Origin of the sequence: Sphingobium sp. BHU LFT2, assembly GCF_018604485.1 — a bacterium.
In the GTDB taxonomy this organism is placed as follows: domain Bacteria; phylum Pseudomonadota; class Alphaproteobacteria; order Sphingomonadales; family Sphingomonadaceae; genus Sphingobium; species Sphingobium yanoikuyae_A.
On record NZ_JAFCGW010000001.1, the window covers coordinates 881872 to 907745 of the forward strand.

At 64.9% G+C, this 25874-nt stretch carries 28 protein-coding genes; 11 read left to right on the forward strand and 17 right to left on the reverse strand.

What is annotated here, in order from left to right; all coding sequences use genetic code 11:
* Window positions 1-134: 134 nt before the first annotated feature.
* The 4 genes from JQK15_RS04390 to JQK15_RS04405 form a co-directional block, all read right to left on the reverse strand.
* The gene (locus tag JQK15_RS04390; protein WP_214863676.1) at window positions 135-740 is read right to left on the reverse strand and encodes a hypothetical protein; all 606 of its coding nucleotides are present in this window, start codon (window positions 738-740) and stop codon (window positions 135-137) included.
* A 143-nt stretch (window positions 741-883) separates the two neighbouring features.
* Window positions 884-1255 (reverse strand): ATP-dependent Clp protease adapter ClpS, encoded by a 372-nt coding sequence (gene clpS, locus JQK15_RS04395; protein ID WP_004209974.1) that lies wholly within the window; start codon window positions 1253-1255, stop codon window positions 884-886.
* Between the two features lie 177 nt (window positions 1256-1432).
* Entirely contained in the window at window positions 1433-2299 is an 867-nt protein-coding gene (locus JQK15_RS04400; protein ID WP_214863678.1) for a phasin family protein, read from the reverse strand.
* A gap of 140 nt (window positions 2300-2439) precedes the next feature.
* The gene (locus tag JQK15_RS04405; RefSeq protein WP_214863992.1) at window positions 2440-4179 is read right to left on the reverse strand and encodes a PHA/PHB synthase family protein; all 1740 of its coding nucleotides are present in this window, start codon (window positions 4177-4179) and stop codon (window positions 2440-2442) included.
* Between the two features lie 143 nt (window positions 4180-4322).
* On the opposite strand from JQK15_RS04405, the gene JQK15_RS04410 reads away from it, so the two are divergent.
* From JQK15_RS04410 to JQK15_RS04420, 3 genes are all read left to right on the forward strand, one after another.
* Window positions 4323-5534: an LL-diaminopimelate aminotransferase gene (locus JQK15_RS04410; RefSeq protein ID WP_004209971.1), complete on the forward strand. Its 1212-nt coding sequence runs from the start codon at window positions 4323-4325 to the stop codon at window positions 5532-5534.
* Between the two features lie 138 nt (window positions 5535-5672).
* Complete coding sequence (locus JQK15_RS04415) at window positions 5673-6149, forward strand: DUF2721 domain-containing protein (protein WP_037507334.1); 477 nt, start codon at window positions 5673-5675, stop codon at window positions 6147-6149.
* Window positions 6146-6697 (forward strand): (2Fe-2S)-binding protein, encoded by a 552-nt coding sequence (locus tag JQK15_RS04420; RefSeq protein ID WP_214863680.1) that lies wholly within the window; start codon window positions 6146-6148, stop codon window positions 6695-6697. Before JQK15_RS04415 ends, JQK15_RS04420 begins: the two co-directional genes overlap by 4 nt.
* A 9-nt stretch (window positions 6698-6706) precedes the next feature.
* Here the strand turns inward: JQK15_RS04420 and JQK15_RS04425 are convergent, their stop codons facing one another.
* The 3 genes from JQK15_RS04425 to JQK15_RS04435 all read right to left on the reverse strand — a co-directional run bounded on the left by JQK15_RS04425 (window position 6707) and on the right by JQK15_RS04435 (window position 10624).
* Window positions 6707-7516, reverse strand: a complete 810-nt coding sequence (locus tag JQK15_RS04425) for a DODA-type extradiol aromatic ring-opening family dioxygenase (RefSeq protein WP_214863682.1) — start codon at window positions 7514-7516, stop codon at window positions 6707-6709.
* A 65-nt stretch (window positions 7517-7581) separates the two neighbouring features.
* Complete coding sequence (locus tag JQK15_RS04430; RefSeq protein ID WP_214863685.1) at window positions 7582-10146, reverse strand: HWE histidine kinase domain-containing protein; 2565 nt, start codon at window positions 10144-10146, stop codon at window positions 7582-7584.
* Window positions 10139-10624, reverse strand: a complete 486-nt coding sequence (locus JQK15_RS04435; protein ID WP_214863994.1) for a biliverdin-producing heme oxygenase — start codon at window positions 10622-10624, stop codon at window positions 10139-10141. The genes JQK15_RS04430 and JQK15_RS04435 overlap by 8 nt, the downstream gene beginning before the upstream one ends.
* 313 nt (window positions 10625-10937) lie before the next feature.
* On the opposite strand from JQK15_RS04435, the gene JQK15_RS04440 reads away from it, so the two are divergent.
* The 3 genes from JQK15_RS04440 (at window position 10938) to JQK15_RS04450 (ending at window position 13268) form a co-directional block, all read left to right on the forward strand.
* On the forward strand, window positions 10938-11846 hold the full coding sequence (locus JQK15_RS04440; protein WP_214863687.1) for an RcnB family protein: 909 nt from the start codon (window positions 10938-10940) through the stop codon (window positions 11844-11846).
* A gap of 100 nt (window positions 11847-11946) precedes the next feature.
* Window positions 11947-12624, forward strand: coding sequence for a 2OG-Fe(II) oxygenase (locus tag JQK15_RS04445; RefSeq protein ID WP_037518624.1), 678 nt, complete (start codon window positions 11947-11949; stop codon window positions 12622-12624).
* Between the two features lie 173 nt (window positions 12625-12797).
* Complete coding sequence (locus JQK15_RS04450) at window positions 12798-13268, forward strand: RcnB family protein (protein ID WP_037518627.1); 471 nt, start codon at window positions 12798-12800, stop codon at window positions 13266-13268.
* Window positions 13269-13455: 187 nt separating this feature from the next.
* Here the strand turns inward: JQK15_RS04450 and JQK15_RS04455 are convergent, their stop codons facing one another.
* Complete coding sequence (locus JQK15_RS04455; protein WP_214863690.1) at window positions 13456-15036, reverse strand: lysine--tRNA ligase; 1581 nt, start codon at window positions 15034-15036, stop codon at window positions 13456-13458.
* 131 nt (window positions 15037-15167) lie between these two features.
* On the opposite strand from JQK15_RS04455, the gene JQK15_RS04460 reads away from it, so the two are divergent.
* The 4 genes from JQK15_RS04460 to JQK15_RS04475 all read left to right on the forward strand — a co-directional run bounded on the left by JQK15_RS04460 (window position 15168) and on the right by JQK15_RS04475 (window position 19503).
* Window positions 15168-15539, forward strand: coding sequence for a PilZ domain-containing protein (locus JQK15_RS04460; protein ID WP_004209958.1), 372 nt, complete (start codon window positions 15168-15170; stop codon window positions 15537-15539).
* Between the two features lie 49 nt (window positions 15540-15588).
* A complete protein-coding gene (locus tag JQK15_RS04465) occupies window positions 15589-18342 on the forward strand; it encodes an ATP-dependent DNA helicase (protein WP_214863692.1) in 2754 nt (917 codons plus the stop codon).
* Window positions 18343-18433: 91 nt separating this feature from the next.
* Complete coding sequence (locus JQK15_RS04470) at window positions 18434-18976, forward strand: SixA phosphatase family protein (protein WP_017499105.1); 543 nt, start codon at window positions 18434-18436, stop codon at window positions 18974-18976.
* 2 nt (window positions 18977-18978) lie between these two features.
* Window positions 18979-19503 (forward strand): GNAT family N-acetyltransferase, encoded by a 525-nt coding sequence (locus JQK15_RS04475; protein ID WP_214863694.1) that lies wholly within the window; start codon window positions 18979-18981, stop codon window positions 19501-19503.
* A 6-nt stretch (window positions 19504-19509) separates the two neighbouring features.
* Here JQK15_RS04475 and JQK15_RS04480 read toward each other — a convergent pair whose 3' ends face one another.
* The 5 genes from JQK15_RS04480 to rpmF all read right to left on the reverse strand — a co-directional run bounded on the left by JQK15_RS04480 (window position 19510) and on the right by rpmF (window position 22595).
* Window positions 19510-19854 carry a MerR family transcriptional regulator gene (locus JQK15_RS04480; protein ID WP_214863696.1) on the reverse strand — a complete coding sequence of 115 codons (345 nt, stop codon included), beginning with the start codon at window positions 19852-19854 and terminating at the stop codon, window positions 19510-19512.
* A gap of 82 nt (window positions 19855-19936) precedes the next feature.
* Complete coding sequence (gene ihfA / locus JQK15_RS04485) at window positions 19937-20233, reverse strand: integration host factor subunit alpha (protein ID WP_004209953.1); 297 nt, start codon at window positions 20231-20233, stop codon at window positions 19937-19939.
* Between the two features lie 125 nt (window positions 20234-20358).
* Window positions 20359-21327, reverse strand: a complete 969-nt coding sequence (locus JQK15_RS04490; RefSeq protein ID WP_353047183.1) for a beta-ketoacyl-ACP synthase III — start codon at window positions 21325-21327, stop codon at window positions 20359-20361.
* A complete protein-coding gene (gene plsX / locus JQK15_RS04495) occupies window positions 21324-22349 on the reverse strand; it encodes a phosphate acyltransferase PlsX (protein ID WP_010336845.1) in 1026 nt (341 codons plus the stop codon). Before plsX ends, JQK15_RS04490 begins: the two co-directional genes overlap by 4 nt.
* A gap of 66 nt (window positions 22350-22415) precedes the next feature.
* Window positions 22416-22595, reverse strand: a complete 180-nt coding sequence (gene rpmF / locus JQK15_RS04500; protein WP_004209950.1) for a 50S ribosomal protein L32 — start codon at window positions 22593-22595, stop codon at window positions 22416-22418.
* Between the two features lie 206 nt (window positions 22596-22801).
* Here rpmF and JQK15_RS04505 point away from each other — a divergent pair, with 206 nt between their 5' ends.
* Window positions 22802-23230, forward strand: coding sequence for an MAPEG family protein (locus tag JQK15_RS04505; protein WP_010336844.1), 429 nt, complete (start codon window positions 22802-22804; stop codon window positions 23228-23230).
* On the opposite strand, the gene JQK15_RS04510 is transcribed toward JQK15_RS04505, so the two are convergent.
* The 4 genes from JQK15_RS04510 to JQK15_RS04525 form a co-directional block, all read right to left on the reverse strand.
* Window positions 23227-23883 (reverse strand): MBL fold metallo-hydrolase, encoded by a 657-nt coding sequence (locus JQK15_RS04510; protein ID WP_214863701.1) that lies wholly within the window; start codon window positions 23881-23883, stop codon window positions 23227-23229. The two genes, JQK15_RS04505 and JQK15_RS04510, sit on opposite strands and share 4 nt — an antisense overlap.
* A 65-nt stretch (window positions 23884-23948) precedes the next feature.
* The gene (locus JQK15_RS04515) at window positions 23949-24374 is read right to left on the reverse strand and encodes an RrF2 family transcriptional regulator (RefSeq protein ID WP_004209947.1); all 426 of its coding nucleotides are present in this window, start codon (window positions 24372-24374) and stop codon (window positions 23949-23951) included.
* A 94-nt stretch (window positions 24375-24468) separates the two neighbouring features.
* On the reverse strand, window positions 24469-25515 hold the full coding sequence (locus JQK15_RS04520; RefSeq protein WP_214863703.1) for a glycerophosphodiester phosphodiesterase: 1047 nt from the start codon (window positions 25513-25515) through the stop codon (window positions 24469-24471).
* Complete coding sequence (locus tag JQK15_RS04525) at window positions 25512-25868, reverse strand: ArsC family reductase (RefSeq protein ID WP_004209945.1); 357 nt, start codon at window positions 25866-25868, stop codon at window positions 25512-25514. Before JQK15_RS04525 ends, JQK15_RS04520 begins: the two co-directional genes overlap by 4 nt.
* Between the last annotated feature and the right edge of the window lie 6 nt (window positions 25869-25874).

Below are 25874 nucleotides of genomic sequence, written 5' to 3' on the forward strand. Positions count from 1 at the left end.
CTAGCGGCAAAATGCTGCCCCCGATATTAACGAAGGCAAGATCGTGAAAATTCATCCGGCCGGCGCCACGCGCGATCGCCCATTGTGCCGGCCGGATGCCTGCGCGCCCCCACGCGCGTCAGAAGGGCATGTCGTCAGGCGAGGCTGTCGACCACCAGGCCGCTGTTGCTGCTGCTCGTGGCGCTGCTGGTCGATCCATAGAGCGACTGGCTGAGGCTGGAGCGGAGATTTTCGAGGAAGGCGATGATCGAATCCAGCTGATCGGTGGCGCTGGTCGCACTCGTCTCGCTGGTGCTGCTGTCGTCATCGCTGCTGTCCTCGGCCGGACGCGGCGGCGGCGGGCCGCGCATGCCCTGCGGCCCCTGCATCCCGTCCATGGCGGCCAGGCCGTCGATGCTCATGCCGTCACCGCCATCGGCCGACGCCCCCGCGCCGCCCGGTCCCTGGGCAAAGAGGCTCTGCAACTGCGCCGCCTGATCCTCGGTCAGGGTGCCCGCCGATACCTGATCATCGATCAGGGAATCGATCCGATCCTTCATCGAAGACGGATCGAGCCGTGAACTGCCCGAACTGGCGAAGCTGCTGAGCGCGGAATCGATGGAATCGAGCGCGGTTTCGAGCGCGTCGCCATCCGTTTCCGAGATGGAGCCGGTCTCCACCGCGGCATCGATGCGATTGGTCATCGACATGCGCGGCGATGGCGGCATGGTCATGCTGTTGTAACTGCTGATAGTCGTCATGCTGGAAGTCCCCACTTCGTTTAGCGGGACCATTCATGCCGAATAAGTCTGAAAAAACATTGTATTTCAATCATGTAATTGATTGAAATAGAGGCGCTACACTGACCAAGAAAAGGTTAAGCGCGCGTCCTTACCCGATGATATCAGGCCTTTTCCAGCGTGCATTGCAGCGGATGCTGGTTCTGCCGGGCGAAATCCATCACCTGGTTCACCTTGGTCTCGGCCACTTCATAGCTGAAGATGCCGCACACGCCGACGCCGCGCTGATGGACGTGCAGCATCACCCGCGTCGCTTCCTCCATATCCATGCGGAAAAAATGCTGGAGGACATGCACGACGAACTCCATCGGGGTGTAATCGTCGTTCAGCATCAGCACCTTGTAGAGCGACGGCTTCTTGGTGCGGGTGCGGGTACGCGTGGCGACGCCGATGTTCGGGTCATTGTCGCCCGTATCGTCCTGATCCGGACCGGCCCTGAAGGGCGCGCCTGCCGATGCGTTGAAGAGATGGTTCATGATGCAGAAGAATATGGCGATTTGTCCTGCCAAGGCAAGGGGGCCGACCGCATGCCATCGCTGCGTAACCACGTTTCCCCGGCGAGAAAAAAGGCGATGCTCCGACCGGAGCACCGCCCTTGTTCGTCATCCCGGCCGGATATCGGCCCGGAAATTCGGCTGTGAAATCAGCCCGCCTCAGGCGGCGAGCGACTTCACCTTGTCGGTGACCAGGGTCACGCGCGCGGTCAGCGGCTGGCTGATGTCGCCGGCCAGCTTCATGAAGGCTTCGCTGCTCTTGGCCGCTTCCTTGGTGAACTCGTCGAAGCTGCTCGACAGGAACTGGCTCTGCAGCTGGAAGAATTCGGTCGGGGTCTTGGCGGTCGAGAAGCTCTTGATCGAGGCAGTCGCCTTCTCGAAGCTCTTGCGGCTGTAGTCGACGGCTTCCTGGCCCAGCGTCTCGAAGCCCTTGGCCGCGATCTTGCCCGATTCCACCAGCGCTTCGACATTGCCCTTGGCGATGTCGCTCAGTTCTTCCATCGCCTTGGTCGACTTTTCGACACCGGCCTTCGCCTTCTCGTTCAGGTCGGCATAGGCCGTTTCCATCTTGGCCTTGGTATCTTCGGCGAACTTCTTACCGGTTTCGAGGATATCGTTCATGATCAATGTTCCTTCCGTGGCAGGCAGCGTCTTCGCTTTGGTCTTCGGGGCGGACACAGGCTCCGGAGCCACTACCGCCTCAACATCTTCAACAATCGGTTCGGGTGCGGCATCCACCGCCGTCGTCGCCGCGACCACCGCCACCGGATCGGCAACGGGTGCCGGTTCCGCAGCAGGGGCTTTAGCAGCAGCAGCGACCGACGCCGGCTTCTTTGATACCGGCTTGGGCGCGGACGCCTTTGCCGGAGCAGCCTTGGCGACGGGTTTGCGCGGGGCAGGCTTTTTGGGCGCGGGCTTTTCACCCAGGGCGGACTCAGCCGCCTTGAGTGCCTCACTGGCAGACAAGGTTGCGGAACCGCTTTTCGCGACCGGCTTGGCACGCGCAGACTTAGGGGTAACGGCCATCGACCATCCTCCGTTTGTTGCACTGCACAATAAGCCTTATCCCAAAGGATTACAAGCCCATTGTGCAGTGCAACAAATCAGACATATTGATGGCTTGGCACTGATCGGCGGCCAATGGGGAATGGCTTAAATCCACGCCTCTAGCGGGCTTTTACGTAACGTCCGGGCGCATCCTCTATTGCCCGAAGCTTGCCGCCGCCCGGCTTGCGCGCGCCGCGGACAGCCACCTCGCGCGAATCGATGCCCCGCAGCCATTCGGCCCAGTCGGGCCACCAGCTGCCCTTGGTCTCGCGCGCAGCCGCAACAAAATCATCCAGCGTCGGCTGCGGGGCGTCGGCGGTCCAATATTGATATTTCTGCGCGACCGGCGGGTTGATGACGCCAGCGATATGGCCTGAGCCTGCCAGCAGGAAACGCACCGGCCCGGCGAGATGCTCGGTCAGTTTCCACACGCTTTCGAGCGGGGCGATATGATCCTCCTTGCCGGCCTGGACATAGGCGGGGGTGTGGATCTGCGTCAGGTCGATCGGCGTGCCCGCGACGCTGATCGCGCCGGGCACCACCAGCATATTGTCGCGATAGAGCTGGGTCAGATAGTCGCGATGCCAGCGCGCCGGCAGGTTGGTCGTATCGCCATTCCAGTAGAGCAGGTCGAAGGGCGGATAGTCCATGCCGAGCAGATAGTTGTTGACCACATAGTTCCAGATGAGGTCGCGCCCGCGCAGCAGGTTGAAGGTCGCCGCCATGTAGCGCCCGTCGAGAAAGCCGCTGGAAGAGAGACGGTCAACCAGTTTCATCTGCTCGTCATCGACGAACAGGGTGAGATCACCGGCCGCGCTGAAATCGACCTGCGCCGTGAAGAAGGTCGCGCTCGCCACCTTGTCCGCTTCGCCCCGCGCCGCCAGCAGCGCCAGCGTGGCGGCCAGCGTCGTGCCGGCCACGCAATAGCCGATGGTGTGGACGCTGGGTACGTTCAGCAGATCGCGCACCGTGTCGATCGCGTCGACCTGGCCGCTCAGGATATAATCGTCCCAGACCATGTCCTTCATCGAGGCGTCGGCCGATTTCCACGAGACGAGGAAGACGCTGATCCCCTGGTCCACCGCCCATTTGACGAAGCTCTTCTCCGGCGAGAGATCGAGAATGTAGAAGCGGTTGATCCAGGGCGGGAAGATGATGAGCGGCGTCGCCAGCACCTTGGGCGTCGAGGGCGCATAATGGATCAGCTGATAGAGCGGGGTTTCGTGAACCACCTTGCCCGGCGTCGCGGCGATGTTGCGCCCCAGTTCGAACTGAGTGCCATCGGTATGGGTAAGCTGGCCCTTCTCCATATCGGCCAGCATATGCTGGAGGCCCTTCACCAGATTCTCGCCGCCGCTCTGGATCGTCTTTTCCACGACCGTCGGATTCATCAGCGGAAAGTTGGACGGCGCCATCGCGTCGAGCATGCCGGTGGTGGCAAAGCGCAGCTTGGCCTTCGCCTTGGGATCGACGCCGTCGACTGCATCGGCCAGGTTCATCAGATAATCGGAGATCAGCAGATAGCTTTGCCGGATCAGGTCGTAAAAGGGATGGGTCGTCCAGGCGGGATCGGCAAAGCGCCGGTCCTTGCGCGCGGCCGGGCTGTCGGCTGGCGGCGGATCGGGCTGGTCGCGCAGCAGGCCGCCGGAATCGAGAAAGCGCTGCCACAGCGCCAGCCCTTCATCGGCAAAGCTGGTCTGGATACGGGCGACGGTTTCGGGATCGAAGGGCAGCACCCGGCCGGTCGCGCCCGCCGCCTGCTCCAGCATCAATTGCTGCGCGCGGCCCAGCACCTGGGTCCATTTCTGCATCTCCGCCAGGGTCGGGAGATGGGGCTCCAGGACATCCTGCGTTTCCATGGCCACCTTCCTCCTCCTGGCATTGCCGATATCAGCCGCTTTCACTGGCGCGCCGCAGCCTGGCGGGTTATAGCCAGATTGTGACACGCCGAATGCGTGCCACGCACTATTCCTTACCGAGAGCTTTCAGGAAAGCCCCTATAATGTCCGAAGAATTCTACCGCATGAAGCGCCTGCCGCCCTATGTCATCGCCGAAGTGAACGCGATGCGAGCCGCAGCCCGCGCCGCGGGAGAGGACATTATCGACCTTGGCATGGGCAATCCCGACCTGCCGCCGCCCGATCATGTCATCGCCAAGCTGGTCGAAGTCGCCAGCAAGCCGGACGCCCATGGTTATTCCCAGTCCAAGGGGATTCCGGGCCTCCGCAAGGCGCAGGCCAATTATTATGGCCGCCGTTTCGGCGTCGATGTCGACCCGGAAACCGAAGTCGTCGTGACCATGGGGTCGAAGGAGGGGCTTGCCAGCCTCGCCACCGCAATCACCGCGCCGGGCGACGTGGTGCTGGCCCCCAACCCCAGCTACCCGATCCACATGTTCGGCTTCATCATCGCTGGCGCGACCATCCGGTCGGTGCCGACGACGCCGGACGAGAATTATTTCCGCGCGCTCGACCGCGCCATGGCCTTCACCGTGCCGCGCCCGTCGATCCTGGTGGTCAATTATCCGTCCAACCCGACGGCGGAGACAGTGGACCTCGCCTTCTACGAGCGGCTCGTCGCCTGGGCGAAGGAGAACAAGGTCTGGGTGCTGAGCGACCTTGCCTATTCCGAGCTTTATTATGACGGCAATCCGACGCCCTCCATCCTGCAGGTGCCGGGTGCCAAGGATGTCGCGATCGAGTTCACGTCCCTGTCCAAGACCTATTCGATGGCCGGCTGGCGCATCGGCTTTGCGGTCGGCAACAAGCAGTTGATCGCAGCGATGAGCCGGGTGAAATCCTATCTCGACTATGGCGCCTTCACGCCGATCCAGGCGGCCGCCTGCGCCGCGCTCAACGGTCCACAGGACATCGTCGCCAAGAATCGCGAACTCTATCACAAGCGCCGCGACGTGATGGTCGAGAGCTTTTCCCGCGCCGGATGGGACATTCCCGCGCCGCGCGCGTCGATGTTCGCCTGGGCGCCGCTGCCGCCAGCGCTCAAGGACATGGGGAGCCTGGAATTTTCCAAGCAGCTGCTGACCCATGCCAAGGTCGCGGTCGCGCCGGGCGTGGGCTATGGCGAGGATGGCGAAGGCTATGTCCGCATCGCCATGGTCGAGAATGAGCAACGGCTCCGCCAGGCGGCCCGCAACATCAAGCAGTATCTCAAGTCGATGGGCGTCAACACGCCCTCGTCCAAGGGCGCTGCCTGACCTTCACGCGCCTGGCGCGCCCGAACCATGACCATGATCGCCGTCGGACATTGGTTTGTCCGGCGGCGTTTGCTTTAGGCCCCCTTGCCCCTTGGCCCGCGATCAAGGATAGAAGCGAGGGATGAGAGGACCAAGTCGATGATCCCCCTTCCGCAGGTCAGCCAGGTCGCCCAGACGATCCAGCTGGCACTTGCCCCTGTCTTCCTGCTCGCCGGTATCGGTGCGTTCCTGAATGTCTGCGTCAGCCGCTTGGCCCGCATTATCGATCGCGCCCGTGCAGTCGAGGAATGGGTGCTGAGCACGCGCGGCAAGGAACATGACCGGATGGTGAGCGAGATCCGCGTGCTCGACCGACGCATGAGCGTGGTCAATGGCGCGATCTTCCTGTCGGTGGCGTCGGCCTGCGCGGTCTGTCTGGTCGTCATCCTGCTGTTCGCGGGCAATCTGTTCAACGCCCATCTGGGTACGCCGGTCGCGATCCTGTTCAGCCTGGCGATGGTGCTGCAGGCGGCCGCCTTCGGCACCTTCATCCAGGAAATCCGCTTGGCGTCGCGTACCATCCATATCCGCAACGAGGTGCTCTACCACAAGGTGGAGGAGGAAGAGGCGGCATGACGCGCTTCACCGTCAACGACCGGCCGGTGCAATATCGGATGGATCCGGAGACGCCTTTGCTGTGGGCGCTGCGCGACGCGTCGAACCTGACGGGGACCAAATATGGCTGCGGTACTGGCGATTGCGGCGCCTGTACCGTGGATATCGATGGCGAGGCGGTGCGGTCCTGCCAGGTGACGATCGGCAAGACCGAGGGCCGGTTCGTGACGACGATCGAGGCGCTGTCGCCCGATCGCGGCCATCCGCTGCAACAGGCGTTCGCGGCCGAAAATGTCTCCCAATGCGGTTATTGCATGTCCGGCATCATCATGGCGGCGTCGGTATTGCTGCGGCGGACCAACGACCCGACCGATGCGGAGATTGACGCGGCGATCACCAATATCTGTCGCTGCGGCGTCTATCCCCGGCTGCGCGGTGCGATCAAGCGCGCCGGCCGGATCATGCGCGGTGAGGACCAGGCCGGCGACGGTCCGATCCAGGCCGCACCGCCGCCCGGCATCACGCCGGACGAGGCGGTGCGCACCGTGCCGGCGCTGCGCAAACCCTAGATATCGGCCTTAACCGAAGCGATAGCCGGAAACCGTCCAGCCCAGCACCGTGCTGCGATGGGCACAGATGGCGGCGTCCTCGCCGCCGGCCCCCAGCGCCACCATCAGCGGCAGCAGATGCTCTTCGCGCGGATGGGCGAAGCGGGCATGGGGCAGGTGATCCCAGGCGGCCACACGCGCCGCGCGACGGGCCGGATCGGGATCGATCACGGCATCGCACAGCGCATCGTCCCATTCGCGCGAGGGTGCCGTCGCCATCGCGCCGCGCACGCGTAGATTATGGAAGCTCATGCCCGATCCGACGGTCAGCACGCCCTCGTCGCGCAGCGGCGCCAGCGCACGACCGGCGGCGATATGGGCGGCCGGATCAAGATCGCGGCGCAAGGATAGCTGGGCGACCGGAATGTCGGCATCGGGCAGCGCCACCTTCATCGGGATGAAGACGCCATGGTCCCAACCCCGTTCGGATTCGCGCGCTGTGGGAAAGCCCGCCTGTTCCAGCAATTCGGCCGCACGATCGGCAAGCGCGGGTGCGCCCGACGCGTCCCAGCGGAGCTGATAGGTATGCGGCGGGAAGCCGAAATAGTCGAACAGCAAGGGCGGCCGGGTGCCGTCATGGACGGTGAAGCCAGGCGTTTCCCAATGGCCAGACACCAGCAGGATCGCACGCGGTCGTTCCGGCAGGTCGGCGATCAGGCCGGCAAGATAATCCTGCATCGGCTGCCACATGGCGTCGCTGTGCGGATGCTGGGGATCGGCGGGGTCCATGAAGAAGCAGGGACCACCGCCATGGGGGATGAACAAGGCTGGCTGTTTCATGCCCGCCTAGATCGGATGTCGGCGCCGCCCGCGCAACGCGCCAGGCGGAAACCGACTGTTTCCTGTCAGCCCCTGGCCAGCATCGGGGCGATCGCCTGGGCCAGGGTCGCGCCAGAATAGGGTTTCTTGAGCAGGATGACGTCGCTGAAGCGATCCGGCAGGTCGAGCCCGTCGCCATAGCCGGTGGCGAAGAGGAAGGGCACGCCGCGTTCCGCCAACATGTCGGCGATCGGCAGGCTGGTTTCATTGCCCAGATTGAAGTCCAGCACGGCGAGGTCGACCGGATGGAGCGTGATCGCCTCATGCGCGCGGCCGATGCTGGCGGCAGTCACCACCTGCGCGCCGAGGTCGCGCAGCGCATCCTCGCCATCCATGGCGATGATCATATTATCCTCGACCAGCAAAATCTGCCGCCCCTTGAGCAGATGCGGCGAGGGAGCGGGCGCCGGCTTGGCGCGATCGGTGCCGGCCACGTCGGGCAGGATCGAGGCGACATGGGCGGACGGAATGCAGAAGCGCGCTTCCAGCCCCGCCAGCCGATAATTGACCTCCGCCCGGCCATCCAGATCATAGGGGATGGAACGCTCGATCACGGTCGAGCCGAAGCCCCGGCGCGAGGGCGCGACGACGGCAGGGCCGCCGCTTTCCAGCCAGTGGAGCAGCAGGCTGCCCTCGGCATCGACATGCCAGTCGATCGCCACCGATCCATTGTCCGACAGCGCGCCATATTTGGCCGCATTGGTCAGCAGTTCGTGGATGACGAGCGCCAGCACAGTGAAGGCGGCGGGGGTCAGCAGCACATTGGGACCGGTCAGCTTCACCCGGTCACGCCGGTCGCCGAGATAGGCGCCAGCCTCCACCTCGATCAGGTCATAGAGGCGCGCGGGCGCCCAGCGATCGGCGGTGATCTGGTCATGGGCGCGGGCCAGCGCATGGACGCGGCTTTCCAGCGTGCCGATGAACTGGTCGACCGACATGGCGCTGTCGCGGGTCTGGGAAATCAGGCCACGGATCAGCGCGAGGATGTTGCGGACGCGATGGTTGAGTTCCGCGATCAGCAATTCCTGCTTCTCATGCGCGCGCTGCCGTTCCTCGTCGGCGGAATCGGACAGGCGCAGGATGACTTCCAGCAGCGCCGTGCGCAGCGCTTCGGCGACGCGCAGTTCGGCCGGCATGAAGGCGACAGCCGTGCCCTTCACCAGTTCCGACCATTCCTCGAAACTCTTGCGCGGGGTCAGGCGCGGGCCGTTGGGGCCATATTCGATATGCTTGTCCTGCTTGCCGGCCCAGCGGACCGAGCGCAGCTGTTCGGCGCGGAACAGCACGACATAGTCGCGCGGCCGGCGCGAGATCGGAATGGCGAGCAGGCCGGCGGCCCGATCGGCATGGGCCAGCGCTTCCGGCATGATGCGGGCAATGCTGTCGGTGGTGTAGACCTGGCTGGCGGCGGTGCGGTTGAGCATCGACACGATCGCGGCGAAGGACGGCTCGTCCGGTGTCAGGCCCGACAGGGTCATCTGCCCGTCGATATAGATGCCCACGCCATCGGCGGGAATCGTGTCGAAGATGATGTCGCCCAGCCAGCGGGCGTTGGACATCAGGTCATGATCCTGCGCGACGGCGGAGAGCAGCCGGTCGGCGACCTGGCGGGCCTTGCCTTCATAGCTGGCGGTTTCCGCCCGCTCGCGCCCTTCCAGCATCATCGAGAAGATCTGGCCGAACAGTTCGGCGGCGCTGCGCTGCGCGAAGCTGGGCAGGCGCGGCGCATAATGGTGGCAGGCGAACAGGCCCCACAGCTTGCCATCAACGATGATCGAGATGGAGAGCGAAGCCCCCACCCCCATGTTGCGCAGATATTCGATATGGATCGGCGACACCGCGCGGGTGACGCAGAGCGACATGTCGAGCGCGGCGCCGGCGGGATCGAGGGTCGGGATGACCGGCACCGGCGGCGCGTTGATGTCCGCAATCACCCGGAAGATGTTGCGCATGTAGAGCGCGCGCGCCTGCGCCGGAATGTCGGAGGCCGGATAATGCAGGCCGAAGAAACTGTCGATGCCGGGACGCAGCGCTTCCGCCACCACCTCGCCATCGCCATTGTCGGCAAAGCGATAGACCATCACCCGGTCGAAGCCGGTGAGCGCCCGCACCTGGCGCGCGCCATCACGCAGGAAGGCGGTCATGCTGTCCGCCTGCGCCAGCCGCGCGACCATCGAGCGGACCATGGAACTGGCCTCCATCTCGTCGGGCACGGCAGGCTCTGCCTCGATCACCACCAACTGGCCGGAGAAATGGACAGCAACGTCGAACGGCGCACCGCCCTCCACCAGCGGCAGCGAGAAGACCCGCTCCACCGAATCGGGCCCACGCAGCAGGGTGATGCGGTTGCGCAGCGTGTGGATCGCATCGGCGGTGAAGAGCGTGCTGATCGGCTGGCCCAGCATCTGGTCGGGCGCCAGGCCGATATGGTCGGCACTGTTGGTCGAGACGCGCGACACCAGCCAGTCGGCGGTCAGGGCGACGAGAAAGCCGAACGGCTGGACCGTGCCGAGCACATGGATCGGCTCGCGAGCGCAATTATTGATGTCGACGGCGAAGCCCTGGGCTTCCGGGCTGGCCACATCAGTCACAAGCGACCTCCCGCTCGGCGCGCGCGCCCGCCTCGAACAAGGTGAAGGCCGTCCGCGCGCCGGCGATCGCATCGTCCAGCCAGTCCGCATCGCCCTCAGCCGCTGCGTCATCGAGTTCCTGCTGGAAGGCGACCCAGCCGCCCTTGCCATGAACGGCGGAAAGATAGGCGCGGGGCAGATCCTGGGCGACCTGGCGCGCAAGCATCGCGCCGCCCAGACGCGATCCTTCGAGCGCATAGAGCAAGCCCCAGCGGAAGCCGTCGCCGCCCGTGGACGGCATCGACAGCGGCGCAGGCATGGCCTCTCCCAAGGCCGCCAGATCCTGCGCCATCAGCGCAAGGCGCGGCGAATCGGGCTGGGCGACCGGCTCAAGCGCGGCGATCGCGCGGGCATGGGCACGCAGGAACGCCCGGTAATCGGGCGCGGAAGCGAGCGAAAAATGGGAAAACAGGTCATCGACCCGTTGATGGCTCTCCATCGTCGCGGCGCGCAGGGCCTGTCTTATGCGGCCGGCATCGGCGGTTCTTATCACCCGTTGGTCCTAAAGGTTGTTTGTCGGCACTGCACTGATCTGGATCAGCTTTGCGCCGAACAGCCCATTTACCGGGCTTTTCCGATGCAAGATGGTGGGATGGATGGAATGATCGAGATTGTCCATTGTTCCGGGACAGAATCTTTCAAATCGCTGACAGAAGAGTTCAGCATCGCGACATCGCCATCCGCGTAGAGATGCGGCATGAAGGGAACAGATGGTTCCCGCACGAGGAATCGGAACGATGCTGAGGAAATGGATGCTGGCTGGCCTAATGGGTGCGACGCTGCTGGGCGGCGTGGCACCGGCCTATGCCCAGCGGAACGACAATGGCGGCGGTCCGCGCGGCGAGCGTGGTGCAAGCAATCCCGGAAACCGGGGCGGCGACATGCGCGGCGCGCAAGGCAGCACCCGCTGGCAGGGTGGCGGTGATCGCGGCAATGCTGGCGGACGTCCGCAAATGGCAGCGCCCGCACAGCGCTGGCAGGGTGGCCCCGAGCGGGTAAGCCGGCCGGACCAGCGGCCCGATCAACGCGCCGATCGCCCCAATGGCAATTGGCAACGTCCCGGCAATCCGAACCCCGGCATGCAGCCGGTCGCCCGCCCCGACCGCCCAGACGGGCGCGGTGATGGACGCCGGCCCGACGCCCGCCCGGATTCCCGCCCCGATTGGAACCGGCAGGTCTGGGACCGGGATCGCAACGGGCGTGACTGGAATGATCGTAATCGCGATGGTCGCCCCGACGATCGGCGCTGGAGCGACAATGACCGGCGCGGCGATCGCCCCGGCTATCCGGGCAACTGGAACAATGGTGGCCGCCGCTATGACGATCGCACCCGTTGGGCCGACCAGCGCCGCTGGGACAATGGCTGGCGCCAGGACCGGCGCTATGACTGGTATGGCTATCGCAGCCGCTATGGCGACCGCTATCGCATGGGCCGCTATTATGCGCCGTCGGGCTGGAATTATGGCTATCGCAGCTTCTCGATCGGCGTGTTCCTGTCGGGGCCGCTCTATGGCAGCAATTACTGGCTGAACGATCCCTATTATTACCGCCTGCCGCCGGCCTACGGCACGATGCGCTGGATCCGCTATTATGACGACGCACTGCTGGTCGATATCCGCGATGGCTATGTCGTCGACGTGATCCGCAACTTCTTCTGGTGACAGCCTCCTGAACTGGCCTTCAGGACACTGGGCCCGGTGCAACACCGCACCGGGCCCTTTTTCATTGCGCGGCGCCGGCCCGAAATGGCAGGGAGGCGGCATGAACGAGATAGTGGATGATGGCGGCATCGCGTCGCCGGCCCGCGCCGCGATCGGCGATCGGGTGCGCGAGAAACTGAACCGCAACCCGCTGGTCAGCCGCATCGACAGCCCCCATCTGGAAATCTATGGGCGGCAGGATTTCCTGGGCGCCGAAGAATGCGCGGTGATGCGCGCGATCATCGACGCCGGCGCCCAGCCATCGACCTTGTTCACCGGGCGGGAAAATGCCGATTATCGCACCAGCCACAGCTGCAATCTCGACCGGGAAGATCCGCTGGTCCATGCGATCAGCGCCCGCATCTGTGCGATGACCGGGCTGGAGCCGGACCATGGCGAGACATTGCAGGGGCAACGCTATACCCAAGGCCAGGAATATAAGGTCCATTGCGACTATTTCCCGGTCAACGCCAGCTATTGGCCCGAAATGCGCAAGACCGGCGGCCAGCGTAACTGGACGGCGATGATCTATCTGTCGCCGGTCGAGGGCGGGGGCGAGACCCATTTTCCGCGCTGCGAATTCATGGTGCCGCCGATCGAGGGGATGATCCTGATCTGGAACAACCTGAAGCCCGACGGCGCGCCCAACCCCTATAGCCTGCACGCCGCCCGGCCAGTGGCTCAGGGCACCAAATATGTCGTCACCAAATGGTTTCGCGAACGCCCCTGGGTTCGCTGACCCAAAACGTCGCGCGCCATTACACTTTGCGACATAAATGACTGGTTCCTGACAGCGCCGTTCCCGGACGGTTCAGCGAATCCACTCCATATTCAACATGTTGGTAAGGGAACCTGCCCCGCTTGAAGCGGTTGGAAGCGTCCCCGAGCCTCCAGATTGATGGGAGTAGAAATATGCGCAAGATCATCATCCTTGGCCTTCTTGCGGCCACCGTCGTCCCCAGCGTCGCTTCCGCCCAGTCCTATGGCGAAGCCCGCCGCAGCGAGCAGCGGCTGCGCGAAGACCAGCGCGACCTGCGCGCGGCCCAGCGCTATGGCGATCGCCGCGATGTCCGCGAAGCCCGTCGCGATGTTCGCGACTCCCGCCAGGAAGCGCGGGAAGACTGGCAGGATTATCGCCGCAGCCACCGCGACGTCTATCGCGCCGGCAACTGGAATGCACCCTTCCGCTATTCGCGCTGGAATGCCGGCGCCCAGCTTCGCCCGGCCTATTATAGCTCGCGCTATTATATCGCCGATCCCTATCGCTATCGCCTGCCCCGTCCGGCCGTCAATCAGCGTTGGGTCCGCCACTATAATGACGTGATGCTGGTGAATGTGCGCACCGGCCGGGTGATGACCGTCCATCGCGGCTTCTTCTGGTAAGCCGGACGACGAAACAGAAAAGGCCTCGGACAGCGATGTCCGGGGCCTTTCCTTACCCCCTTGGCCGCGCCCCCCGTTTCCGGGCGGGCGCGGCCGATGCCGTGCCAGGCACGCCATCAGTCCGAAAGGGGGGTGGACCGTTCGCGAAACGCCCTGCGCGCGCGATGGTTCCCCCGCTTCTCTCCGATCAGGCGGCCAGCGCCTGCGCAATCAGCTTGCGGCTGTTGTCGATGCCATAGAGCGCGATGAAGCTGCCCATGCGCGGCCCCTGATCGGCGCCCAGCAGCGTCTGGTAGAGCGCCTTGAACCAGTCACGCAGTTCAGCGAAGCCAAAGGCTTCATCCTTGCCGATGGCATAGACGATATTCTGGATATCCTCCGCGCTGGCATCGGCCGGCAAGGCGGCCAGTTCTTCGTCCAGCTGGCGCAGTGCGGCGGCTTCGTTGGCGTGCGGCGCGCGGCGCTGGAGCGTCGGCGCGACGAAATCGCGATGATAGGCGAGCGCATGGCCGATCAGCGCGTCCAGTTCCGGATAGGTTTCCGCACTGGCGCCGGGAACGTAATTCTGGAGGTAGCTCCACACCTGCTCCCGGCTGGCATCGCCCATCACGCCGACGAGATTGAGCAGCAGGCCGAAAGTCACCGGCAGCTCGCCCTGCGGCAGTTTGCCGTCATGGATATGATGGACCGGGTTACCGAGCTGCTGCTCGATCGCCTGCTTGGGATAATTGCCGCGGAACTGCCAATATTCGTCGACCGCGCGCGGGATCACGCCCATGTGCAGCTGCTTGGCCTTCTTGGGCTCGCGATAGGCGTAGAAGGCCAGGCTTTCCTGCGGGCCATAGGTCAGCCATTGTTCGAGGCTGAGGCCATTGCCCTTGGACTTGGAGATCTTCTCGCCCTTTTCGTCGAGGAACATCTCGTAATTGAAGCCCTCGGGTGGGCGGCCGCCGAGCGCGCGGCAGATCTTAGACGACTGGGTGACCGAATCGATCAGATCCTTGCCCGCCATTTCATAGTCGACGCCCAGCGCATACCAGCGCATCGCCCAGTCGACCTTCCACTGCAGCTTGGCGCCGCCGCCCAGGATCGACTGTTCGATCGTCTCGCCTTCGTCGACGAAGCGGACGATACCGGCCTCGGCGTCGACCACCTCGACCGGAACCTGCAGCACGATGCCGCTCTTGGGGCTGATCGGCAGCACCGGCGAATAGGTGGCCTGCCGTTCCTTGCGCAGGGTCGGCAGCATGATGTCCATGATCGCCTGATAACGGCGCAGCACCTGGCGCAGCGCTTCGTCGAAGGCGCCGGCCTGATAGCGTTCGGTGGCCGAGACGAATTCATAGTCGAAGCCGAAGCTGTCGAGAAAGTCGCGCAGCATCGCATTATTGTGATGCGCGAAGCTTTCATATTTCTCGAACGGATCGGGCACCTGCGTCAGCGGCTTGCCCAGATAGTCCGCCAGCATCGCCTGGTTCGGCACATTGTCCGGCACCTTGCGGAAGCCGTCCAGATCGTCGCTGAACGCCACCAGCCGGGTCGGGATGTCCGATAGCGCATGGAAGGCGTTGCGGACCATGGTGGTGCGCAGCACTTCGTTGAAGGTGCCGATATGCGGCAAACCCGAGGGACCATAGCCGGTCTCGAACAGGATATGGCCTTTCTCCGGCGCGCCATTGGGGTAACGCTTGAGAAGCTTGCGCGCCTCCTCATAGGGCCAGGCCTTGGACGCGTTCGCGGCGGTGCGGAGAATGTCGGATATGGTCATGATGCCAAAGCCCCTACCCCCGCAAAGGGCGAAAGGGAACGGCTTTTGGAGGCAAAAACGCGTTAAACCGGGCTTCATATTTAGATTTTGTTCACCCTGTTCCTCCATGGTCTGGTCATATGGAGGCTCCCATGCAGACACCCCGCAGCCGCGAACGGATTCCCGTCGACATCGCGATCACCATCACGACCGTGCTCGACAGCCTGGAAGGGACGATCGTCGATCTGAGCGCGGGCGGCGCGCAGGTCGTCGGCTGTTCGCTGCCGACCGGAAGCCAGTGTCAGCTGGATATTGATGGCTATAGCGTGTTCGGCACGGTGCGCTGGTCGGAAGAGGACCGGATGGGCATCCGTTTTCCCTATATCCTGACCGAAGGGCCGTTGTTCGAACAGCTGGAAATGGCGCGCCTGGCCCGCCGCGCACCGGTGGCGTTCCAGCCCCGACCGGCGGCGCCCGCCTTCACCTATTCCGGCCCCATGGGTTTTGGCCGCCGGACCAATTGATCGGCGCATTTCGGTTTCCCTTTTGTTCGCCTTGCCCTAAGCCGGGCGGGTGATCGATCCTGCTGCCCTGCCCGCCCTCCATGCCAGCCATGGCGGCATCTGGCTGCGCGAAGGCAGCCGCACCATGGGCGTCGCCAAGGGGCAGGCCATTGCCCGCACCGCCGAGACGCCGACGCTGCTGCTCAATGCACCGCTGACCGGCCAGCGGCTGGGCTATCCCGATCTCAACGGCCTCGACCTGCTGGAACTCTGGGCCTTCGTCCATCCAGCCCGCTTCCTGGTGCCCACGCCCAAGGGGCTGGCCGAGGCGCTGGACCTGCCGCAACCGGCACAGGAAGGCGATATCCCGGCCCTGTTGCAGATGGCGGCGCGGGCCCTGCTCGACCGGCTCGATTCCCCGGAATGGAAAGAAAGAGAAGGCGGCTGGACCGCGGCGCAGGCGCTGCACCGGCTGCGCTGGCCCTGGTCGCCGCTGGTCGCGCCGCGCATCAGCCGCCCGGCCGAGGCGGAACGCTGGCTCTTTTCCAAGCTGCCCGAATGGGAGGAAGCCGCACCCCGCCCTGCCCCGCGCACCGTCGCGATGGAGGAGGAGGCCGTGCTGGCGCGGCTTGACAGCCTGACCGGACCGGGCGCCGAACCCCGCCCCGGCCAGCGCGCCTATGCCGCCGCCGCGATGGAGGCCTTTCGCCCGCGCACGCATCGCGACCAGCCCAACATGCTGCTGGCGGAAGCCGGCACCGGCATCGGCAAGACGCTGGGCTATCTCGCCCCCGCCTCGCTCTGGGCCGCGCAGGCGCAAGGCACGGTGTGGATATCCACCTATACCAAGGCGCTGCAACGCCAGCTCGACCGGGAATCGCTGCGCCTGTTCCCCGATCCGGCGACCGCCGCGCGACGCGTGGTGGTGCGCAAGGGGCGGGAAAATTATCTCTGCCTGCTCAATCTGGAAGATGCGTTGCAGGGCGGTTTTGCCGGCCGCGCCGCCATATTGGCGCAACTGGTCGCGCGCTGGGCCGCCTTCTCCAAGGATGGCGACATGGTGGGCGGCGACCTGCCCGGCTGGCTGCCCATTCTGTTCCGGCGCAACGGCTCCACCGCGCTGACCGACCGGCGCGGCGAGTGCATCTATGCCGGCTGCCCGCATTATCGGAAATGCTTCATCGAGCGGTCGGCGCGGGCATCGGCCGAGGCGGACATCGTCATCGCCAATCATGCGCTGGTGATGATCAACGCCGCGCGCGGCCGCGAGACCGGGCAACGCCCGCAGCGCATCGTCTTCGACGAGGGCCATCACCTGTTCGACGCCGCCGATTCGACCTTTTCGGTCGCGCTGTCGGGGCAGGAGGCGATCGAACTGCGGCGCTGGGTGATGGGACCGGAAGGCGGATCGCGCGGCCGCCGCCGGGGCCTGGCCGCGCGCCTGTCCGACCTTGCCAGCTATGACGAGGAAGGCGGCGAGGCGATCCGCACGGCGGTGGAGGCCGCGCGCGCTTTGCCCGCCGATGATTGGTTGAAACGCATCCTGGCGGGCGAGCCCTTCGGTCCGCTGGAGGAACTGCTCGCCACGGTGCGCGGCACCGTCTTTGCGCGCGCCGCCGACAGTGGCGAGGCGGATGCCGGCTATGGCCTGGAAACCGAACTGGCCGAACCCGATGGACCGCTGGTCGAGGCGGCGCAGGAAGCGGCGATCGCGCTCGACGCGCTGCTGAAGCCTCTCGTCCGCCTGTCCAAGCGGCTGGAAGCCGTATTGGAGGATGCGCCCGACTGGCTCGACGGCGCGGCGCGGGCGCGGATCGAAGGGGCGATCGGATCGCTGGGCTGGCGCCGTGACCTGATCAGCGCCTGGCTGGCGCTGCTGGCGCGGATCGGCGGCCCGGCCGACCCCGATTTCGTCGACTGGATGACCGTCGACCGGGTCGAGGGGCGCGAATATGATATCGGGCTGCACCGCCACTGGCTCGACCCGACCCGGCCGCTGGCCGAAGCGGTGTTGCAACCCGCGCAGGGGGTGATCGTCACCTCCGCCACGCTGAAGGGCGGCGGCGACTGGTCCAATGCCGAGGCGCGCAGCGGCGTCACCCACCTGCCCCACAGCGCCGAGCGGTTCGAGGCGGCCAGTCCGTTCGACTATCCCGGCCGGGCCGAGGTGCTGATCGTCACCGATATCAAGCGCGGCGACATCGCCGCCATGTCGGGCGCCTATGCCCGGCTGATTGAGGCATCGGGCGGCGGCACGCTGGGCCTGTTCACCGCGATCCGGCGGCTGCGGGCGGTGCATGCGCGCATCGCCGACCGGCTCGCCCGCGCCGGCCTGCCGCTCTATGCCCAGCATGTCGATCCGATGGATACCGGCACATTGGTCGATATCTTCCGCGACGATCCGCGCGCATCGCTGCTGGGCACCGATGCACTGCGCGATGGCGTCGACGTGCCCGGCCATTCGCTGCGGCTGGTGGTGATGGAGGGCGTGCCCTGGTCCAAGCCGACCGTGCTGCATGCCGCCCGGCGCCTGGCGGGCGGTGGCAGCGCCTATGACGACCGGCTGATCCGCGCACGTCTGGCGCAGGCGTTCGGCCGGCTGATCCGACGCGCCGAGGACAAGGGCAGTTTCGTGATCCTGTCCGCCGCCATGCCGAGCCGGCTGCTGAGCGCCTTCCCGCCGGGCACGCCGATCCGCCGGCTGACGCTGGACGAGGCGATCATCGCCGTCAGCGCAAAGATGCAGGCGCGGGACATGCAGGACGCTGGTCTTGGCGACCGAACAGCGGTAGGGCATCAGGGAAGCGAACCCGGCATGCGGTGACCCGACTGGGCACGGCGCCTTTGTTTTCTGCGTTTTTGCGAGTCGGCAGGAGATATTCCGCCGCAACAAGGCGCGAGGAGCTGGAGCGAGAATGAAGCGGTTGACCCTGTTGCGCCATGCCAAGTCCGATTGGGACGATCCGGTCGCGCGGGATTTCGACCGGCCGCTCAACCGCCGGGGGGAAAAGGCCGCGCTGTTGATGGGCCAGTTCGCCGCGCGCAAGGATATGCGGTTCGACCTGCTGGTCGCATCCCCCGCTGCCCGCGTCGTCCAGACGCTCGACACCTTCTTCACCGGCTATGGCGAAACGCTGGACGCGCGCTGGGACCGGCGCATCTATCTGGCCTCCGCCCCGACCCTGATCGATGTGCTGCGCGATTTGCCGGATGAGGCGGACAGCGTGCTGATGGCGGGGCATAATCCCGGCTTCGAGGAACTGATCCTGAGCCTGGTCCCCGATGATGGCGCCAATCCGCTGCGCGAGGATGTGGAGATCAAATTCCCGACCGCAAGCATCGCGGTGATGGATCTCGCCATCGACCAGTGGGACGCGACGACGGACAAGTGCGGCACATTGCTGAGCTTCACCCGCCCCCGCGACCTGGACCCGGCTCTGGGGCCGGGATCGCGCTGAGTTTGACCACGCCGATTCACTGGCGGCCGGCTGTCGCCTCCGATGCCGCCGCATTGGCGATATTGGGCGGCGCCACTTTCCTCGCAAGCTTTGCCCATGATCATCCCGGCGAGGCGCTGGTCGCCCATATCCGCAAGGCGCATGGCGAGGACTATTATCGTGCAGCCCTCGCCGATCCGGCCCAGACGATCCTGATCGGCGAGACGCCATTGGGCGCGCCGGTGGGCTATGCACTGATCACGCCGCCCGACCTGCCGGTGCCGACCGACGACCGGGCGGATGTCGAACTCAAGCGCATCTATCTGCTGAGCGGATGGCAGGGCGGCGGCAATGGCGATGCGCTGATGGCGCTGGTGCTGGCGGAGGCCCGGCGACGCGGCGCACGCCGGCTGCTGCTGGCCGTCTATCCACAGAATGATCGGGCGCGGCGCTTCTATGCCCGGCATGACTTTGTCGAGATCGGCGAACTGACCTTCATGGTCGGGGACGTGCCGTTCCGCGACCTTGTCTATGCCCGGACGCTCTGATCGCGATCAGCGACCCAAGGCGCGCGCCAGATCGGCCCGGATGGCTTCGAGCCGCGCGATCAGGTCCGGCTCCGGCGTCGCGGCGGGCAGCGGATCGATCGCTATATCCTCCGTGCCATCGGCCAGCGCCTTCTGCGCGCCCTTGACCGTGAAGCCCTCGACATTGAGCAACTGGTTGATGCGTCGTGCCAGCGCCACATCGGCAGGACGATAGTAGCGCCGGTTGCCCGATCGCTGGAGCGGACGCAATTGCGGAAAGCGGGTTTCCCAATAGCGCAAAATATGTTGGGCAAGACCCAGCTCTGTCGCCAGTTCGCTGATGGTCAGAAATGCGCCCTCGGCCTTTTCCATGGGCGCAATGTTGCACCCATAGTCCCGTAAAGGTCAACTACGGTAAATATACGCCAATATTACAAAAGCTGACCGAATTGCCTCAGGTCGAGGCAACCCGGTCCCGCATCGTCTGGCTCGCGCGGAATGTGAGCACCCGGCGCGGCTCGATCGGCACCTCGATCCCGGTCTTCGGGTTGCGCCCCATGCGCTCATTCTTGTCGCGCAGGACGAAGGTACCGAAACTCGAAATTTTCACATTTTCGCCGCGCTCCAGCGCAGTCGACATATGTTCCAGGATCGATTCGACCAGTGCCGCCGCTTCCGCGCGGGACAAGCCAATGTGACGATTGACGCTCTCCGCCAGATCAGCGCGGGTCAGTGTGCCAGTGCCGGTCATCGCAAATCCCCAATGTGCCCCCCTGCATCATCTGCCAGGGCAAATGATTGCGACACAAATGTGATGCATGTTGGGTGATTCGGCAAGCAGGTCAGATACGTAGGGGCGATCGTTTCGCCGCCGTATCAGACCCGCAGGACGCAGGCGCCCCAGGTGAAGCCACCGCCCATCGCTTCCAGCACGATCAGATCGCCGGCCTTGATCCGACCATCGCGGGTCGCCGCATCCAGCGCCAGCGGCACCGAAGCGGCCGAGGTGTTGGCATGCTGGTCGACGGTGACGACGACCTTGTCCGGGGAAAGCTTGAGCTTGCGCGCGGTCGCGTCGAGAATCCGGGCATTGGCCTGGTGCGGCACCAGCCAGTCGATGTCGGCGGGCGTCATCTCCGCCATCGCCATCACTTCCTTCAGAACGGTGGCGAGATTCACCACCGCATGGCGGAACACTTCCTGCCCCTTCATGCGGACCTTGCCCACGGTCTGGGTGGTCGAAGGACCGCCATCGACATAGAGAAGCTGGTTGTGGCGGCCATCGGCATGAAGTTTGGCGGCGAGGATGCCACGCTGGCCTTCCGCGCTTTCCTCCGCGCCGAGCACGACGGCACCGGCACCATCGCCGAACAGCACGCAGGTCGCGCGGTCTTCCCAATCAAGGATACGGCTGAAGGTTTCCGCACCGATCACCAGCGCGCGCTGCGCCGCGCCCGAGCGGATCATCGAATCGGCGACCGTCATCGCATAGAGGAAGCCCGAGCAGACGGCCGCGACGTCGAAGGCGACGCAGTCATCGATGCCGAGGGCGGCCTGCACCAGCGTAGCGCTGGCCGGGAAGGTCTGGTCCGGGGTCGCAGTCGCCAGGATGATGAGATCGATATCCTGCGCGGCAAGGCCGGCGGCCTCCAGCGCGCGCTTCGCGGCGTCGGTCGCCAGCGTGGACGTGGTCTCCCCCTCGCCGGCGATATAGCGGGTGCGGATGCCGGTCCGTTCGACGATCCATTCGTCGCTGGTGTCGACGGTCTGCGCCAGTTCCGCATTGGTGACGACGCGTGCGGGCAGGGCCGAGCCCGTGCCCAGGAGAACGGATCGACGCATCACTTGACGGGCAGCTCCAATTTGGACGCGACGGCGGACAGATCCTGCACCCCGGCCATGTCGGCGGCGATGCGTCGCGTGATATCCTCTTCCAGCAGGCGGGCGGCGACATGCACCGCATTGGCCACGCCCTTGGCGTCAGCGCTGCCATGGCTCTTCACCACGACCCCGTTGAGGCCGAGGAAGACGGCGCCATTATGATTGTTGGGATCGAGATGATGCTTGAGCAGATGCATCGCCGGCTTCGAGATCAGGAAGCCGATCTTGGACCGCAGCGAACTGGAGAAGGCGCGGCGCAGCAGGTCGGCGACGAAGCGGGCGGTGCCCTCGGCCGTCTTGAGCGCGACATTGCCCGAAAAGCCGTCGCACACGATTACATCGGTTTCCCCGCGGCCGATCTTGTCGCCTTCGGTAAAGCCGTCGAACGAGAATGGCAGGGTGTCGGCTGCGCGCAGCACGGCGGCGGCATCACGGATCTCGTCCGTGCCCTTGAGCTCTTCGGTGCCGATGTTGAGCAGGCGCACGCGCGGCCGCTCCAGATCGAGGGCGATGCGGGCATAGGCCGCCCCCATCACCGCGAACTGGACGAGATTGCGCGCATCGCACTCGGTATTGGCACCAAGGTCGAGCATGACGACATCATTGTCGCCAAGGGTCGGCAGCATCGCTGCCAGCGCAGGCCGATCGACGCCGGGCATGGTGCGCAGCGCCAGCTTCGCCATCGCCATGAGCGCACCGGTATTGCCGGCGGAAACCGCCGCACCTGCATCACCCGACTTCACGGCGTTGATCGCCATGCTCATCGAGCTGCTCTTCTTGCGAATCGCGACGCTGGGCTTGTCCGTGCCCTCGACGATCGTGTCGGAATGCACGACTTCCGACGCCGCCCGCAAATTGGGGTGGTTGTCGAGAGCCGCTTTGATCCGGGTCTCGTCGCCGAAAAGGGTGAAGCGGAGTCCTTCGTGCCGGCGACGGGCAAGCGCAACGCCTGCCATCATCACCCGCACGCCTTCATCCCCGCCCATCGCGTCAATTGCGATTCGCGGTTGGCTGGACACTGAGATCACCCCTTTGCGGAGATCGAAAAAGTCTTACGCCCCGACGGCGATGACTTCGCGGCCGTTATAATGGCCGCACGCGTCGCACAGATTGTGGGGACGCTTCAGTTCACCGCAGTTCGAGCATTCCTGGAATGCTTCGACGCGCAGCGAATCGTGGCTGCGACGCATGCCACGCTTGGACGGGGAAGTTTTCCTTTTGGGGACAGCCATGTCGGCACCTGTTTCCGTAATTAAATCTGGTTATGCGACTGGCCGGTTTCCAAATGAGACGCCGACGGCACGGGTGCCGCAGACCATGCGGCCCGGTTGATCGCGAAGCCCTGCGCCTATAGCCGTTTTTGCAGATGGTGCAAGTCCTTCCTTGCCCGCCGGCCCGCCGCGCCTATGGTGGCGGCCCGTCGAATAGGGGGATGCCCATGTTGTTGCCGATCACGCTTACACTGGCTGCGGCCTGTGCGCTCATCAATTTCTGGCTGGCGGTGCGCTGTGCGCGAATCCGCGTGGGTGCGAAGCTTTTGCACGGCGACTCGGGGAATATGCTGCTGGCACGGCGGATGCGGGCGCATGCCAATTTCATCGAATATACGCCGATCGTGCTGATTCTCTTTGGCCTGATCGAGATGGCGATCGGCGCGCCGCTATGGCTGTGGATCGGGGCGATGATCTATGCGCTGGCGCGAATCGCCCATGGCTTTGGCATGGACGCGGACAAGCCGACGGTCTGGCGCGCGGGCGGCGCGCTGCTCACCTGGATCGTGATGCTCGGCCTAGCGGTCGCGGCGCTCTATATCGCCTATGGCGCGACTCGCGCCGTGCCTGCCCCGCCGGCGATGGCACGCGTTTAACCGAGAACGGAGTCGGCCACATAGGGATTGGTCCGCCGTTCATAGGCGAAATTGCTCATCTCGCCATGGCCGGGGACGAAGGCGGTCTGGCCGCCGAGCGGCCAGAGCTTGCCGGTGATCGCGTCGATCAAGTCCTGATGGTTTCCGCGCGGGAAGTCGGTGCGGCCGATCGAGCCCTTGAACAGCACGTCGCCCACGATCGCGAGCCGGCTCGGCGCATGGTGGAAGACGACATGGCCCGGCGTGTGGCCGGGGCAATGATAGACGTCGAAGGTCAGATGGCCGACCGTCACCTGGTCGCCATCGACCAGCCAGCGGTCCGGCTCGAAGCTCTCGCCCGGAATGCCCCAGCGTTCGCCATCCTGCGGCAGCCGGTCGATCCAGAAGCGATCCTCCTCATGCGGCCCCTCGATCGGAACATCGAGGTCGCGGGCCAGCACGCCGGCCTGGCCGCAATGGTCGATATGGCCATGGGTGACGAGAATCTTCTCGATCGTGACGCCATGCTGCGCCGCCGCCTTCTTCAGCACCGGCAGGTCGCCGCCGGGATCGACAAAGGCGCCGCGCATCGTTTCCGTACACCAGAAGAGGGTGCAGTTCTGCTGCAACGGGGTGACGGGGATCAGGGCGGCTTTGAGCGGCGGCGTGGTCATGCTGCCGATGTGGCGAAGCGGCGGGGCGAGCGCAAGGGCGTCGGCACGCCAGCTCCTGCGGCGCCCTACCCCAGCCCTTCGGCCGCGAAGGGTTCGGCGAGGCTGATGCTGTCGAGCACTTTGGCGGTTTCGTCGCGGACGCGCAGCATCACCCGGTGCAGGCGGCATTCGCTTTCGGGCAGGCAGTTGGTGCAACTTTCATGGGCGAAGCGGCTGGCGCACGGGGTGAGCGCAAGCGAGCCGCGGGTCAGGCGCACGATGTCGCCATAGCTGATGTCGACCGGCGCCAAGGCCAGCCAATAGCCGCCGTCACGGCCGCGCTGGGTCGCCACCAGCCCTTCGCGCGACAATTCGGACAGGATCACCGTCAGGAATTTCGCCGGGATATTCTGGCGCGTCGCAATCTCGTTGAGGGGCACGGGCCCCTGGCGATAGCGGTCGGCAAGATGCTGGAGCGCGCGGATGGCGTAACGGGTCTTCTGGGACAGCATGGTCTGTTCGTTATTCGCCTGCGGCCCGGCTTTGGCAAGTCGAGCCGCAGGGTAGAGAAGGGAAAATCCGCTTTAATTTATGCGATGTTGCCGATCAGGGCTGCGTGCTGCTCAGAGCGTCGCGCGCCTGCCTGGGGAAATCGCTGAAAATGCCGTCGACGCCCGTCGCGGCAATTGCCTGGACATAGCCGGCAAAGTCGCCCCGGCCCTGCGGATCGTCCGGCCGCTTATACCGGTCGGGCAGGAAGCTGTTTTCCATCCGCAGCGTCCAGATATGGACCTGAAGCCCGGCATCATGGGCACGGCCGACCAAAGCGGTCGCCCCTTCGGGCGCCAGTACCATGGCGGCCGACGGGCCGAGGCCGGTGGCATAGCCGGCAATCGCCTCCAGCCCGGAGACGCTCATCATGTCGGCATAGGTCGTGCCGGGTTCGTCGGCGGGGCCACCCTCCGCATCGACCAGTTGGATCAGACGCAGCCGGGTCGCTTCGTGCAGGGCCTTCAGATTGCCGACCTCGAACGACTGGATGAAGACCGGATCGTCGGCATTTGTGTAACCATATTTGCCGAGCAGATCGAGCAGCGCCTGCTGGTGCGGCAGGCCGATGCCGGCAAAATAGCTGGGATGCTTGGTTTCGGGATAGAGGCCGATGCGCCGATGCTGCTCCGCCTCCTTGGCGCGGACCAGCTTCAATATCTCCTCGAAGGTCGGGATGAGATAGAGATCGTTGAAGCGGACATTGGCCGGGCGCAGATCAGGCAGACGTTCCCGCGCCCGCAAAGTGCGCAGTTCGCCGAGGGTAAAATCCTCGGTGAACCAGCCGGTCATTTCGATGCCGTCGATCGTCTTCGTGGTCTTGCGATCGGCAAATTCGGGATGGTCGGCGACGTCGGTAGTGCCGCCAATCTCGTTCTCATGCCGGGCGACCAGTACGCCATCCCTGGTCAGGACCAGATCGGGCTCGATATAGTCGGCGCCCTGGTCGATCGCCCGCTCATAGCTGGCGAGCGTATGTTCGGGCCGCTCGCCGCTGGCACCGCGATGCGCGATGATCAGCGGGTCGGCGGCCCGGACGGCGGAAAGGGGGAGCAGGCCCATCATCAGCAATGCCCCGATGCCCAGCAGCCCCCGTCCGATCACGCCATCACGCCTTTCAGCGCGTTTTCATAGGTCGTCGCCTTGAAGCCGACGACCGTGCCCTTGCCGGTGTCGAGGATCGGGCGCTTGATCATCGAGGGGTTGGTGATCATCAGCAGGATCGCCTTGTCCGCGTCGATATGCGCCTTGTCCCCCGCGTCGAGCGCTTTGAAGGTGGTGCCGGAGCGGTTGAGGATGGTTTCCCAACCATGCTCCATCACCCATTCCTCCAGCTTCTCCTTGTCGACGCCGGCGACCTTATAGTCGTGGAAATTATAGGCGACGCGCTCATTGTCCAGCCAGTTGCGGGCCTTCTTGATCGTGTCGCAATTCTTGATGCCGTACATGGTAATCATGATGAT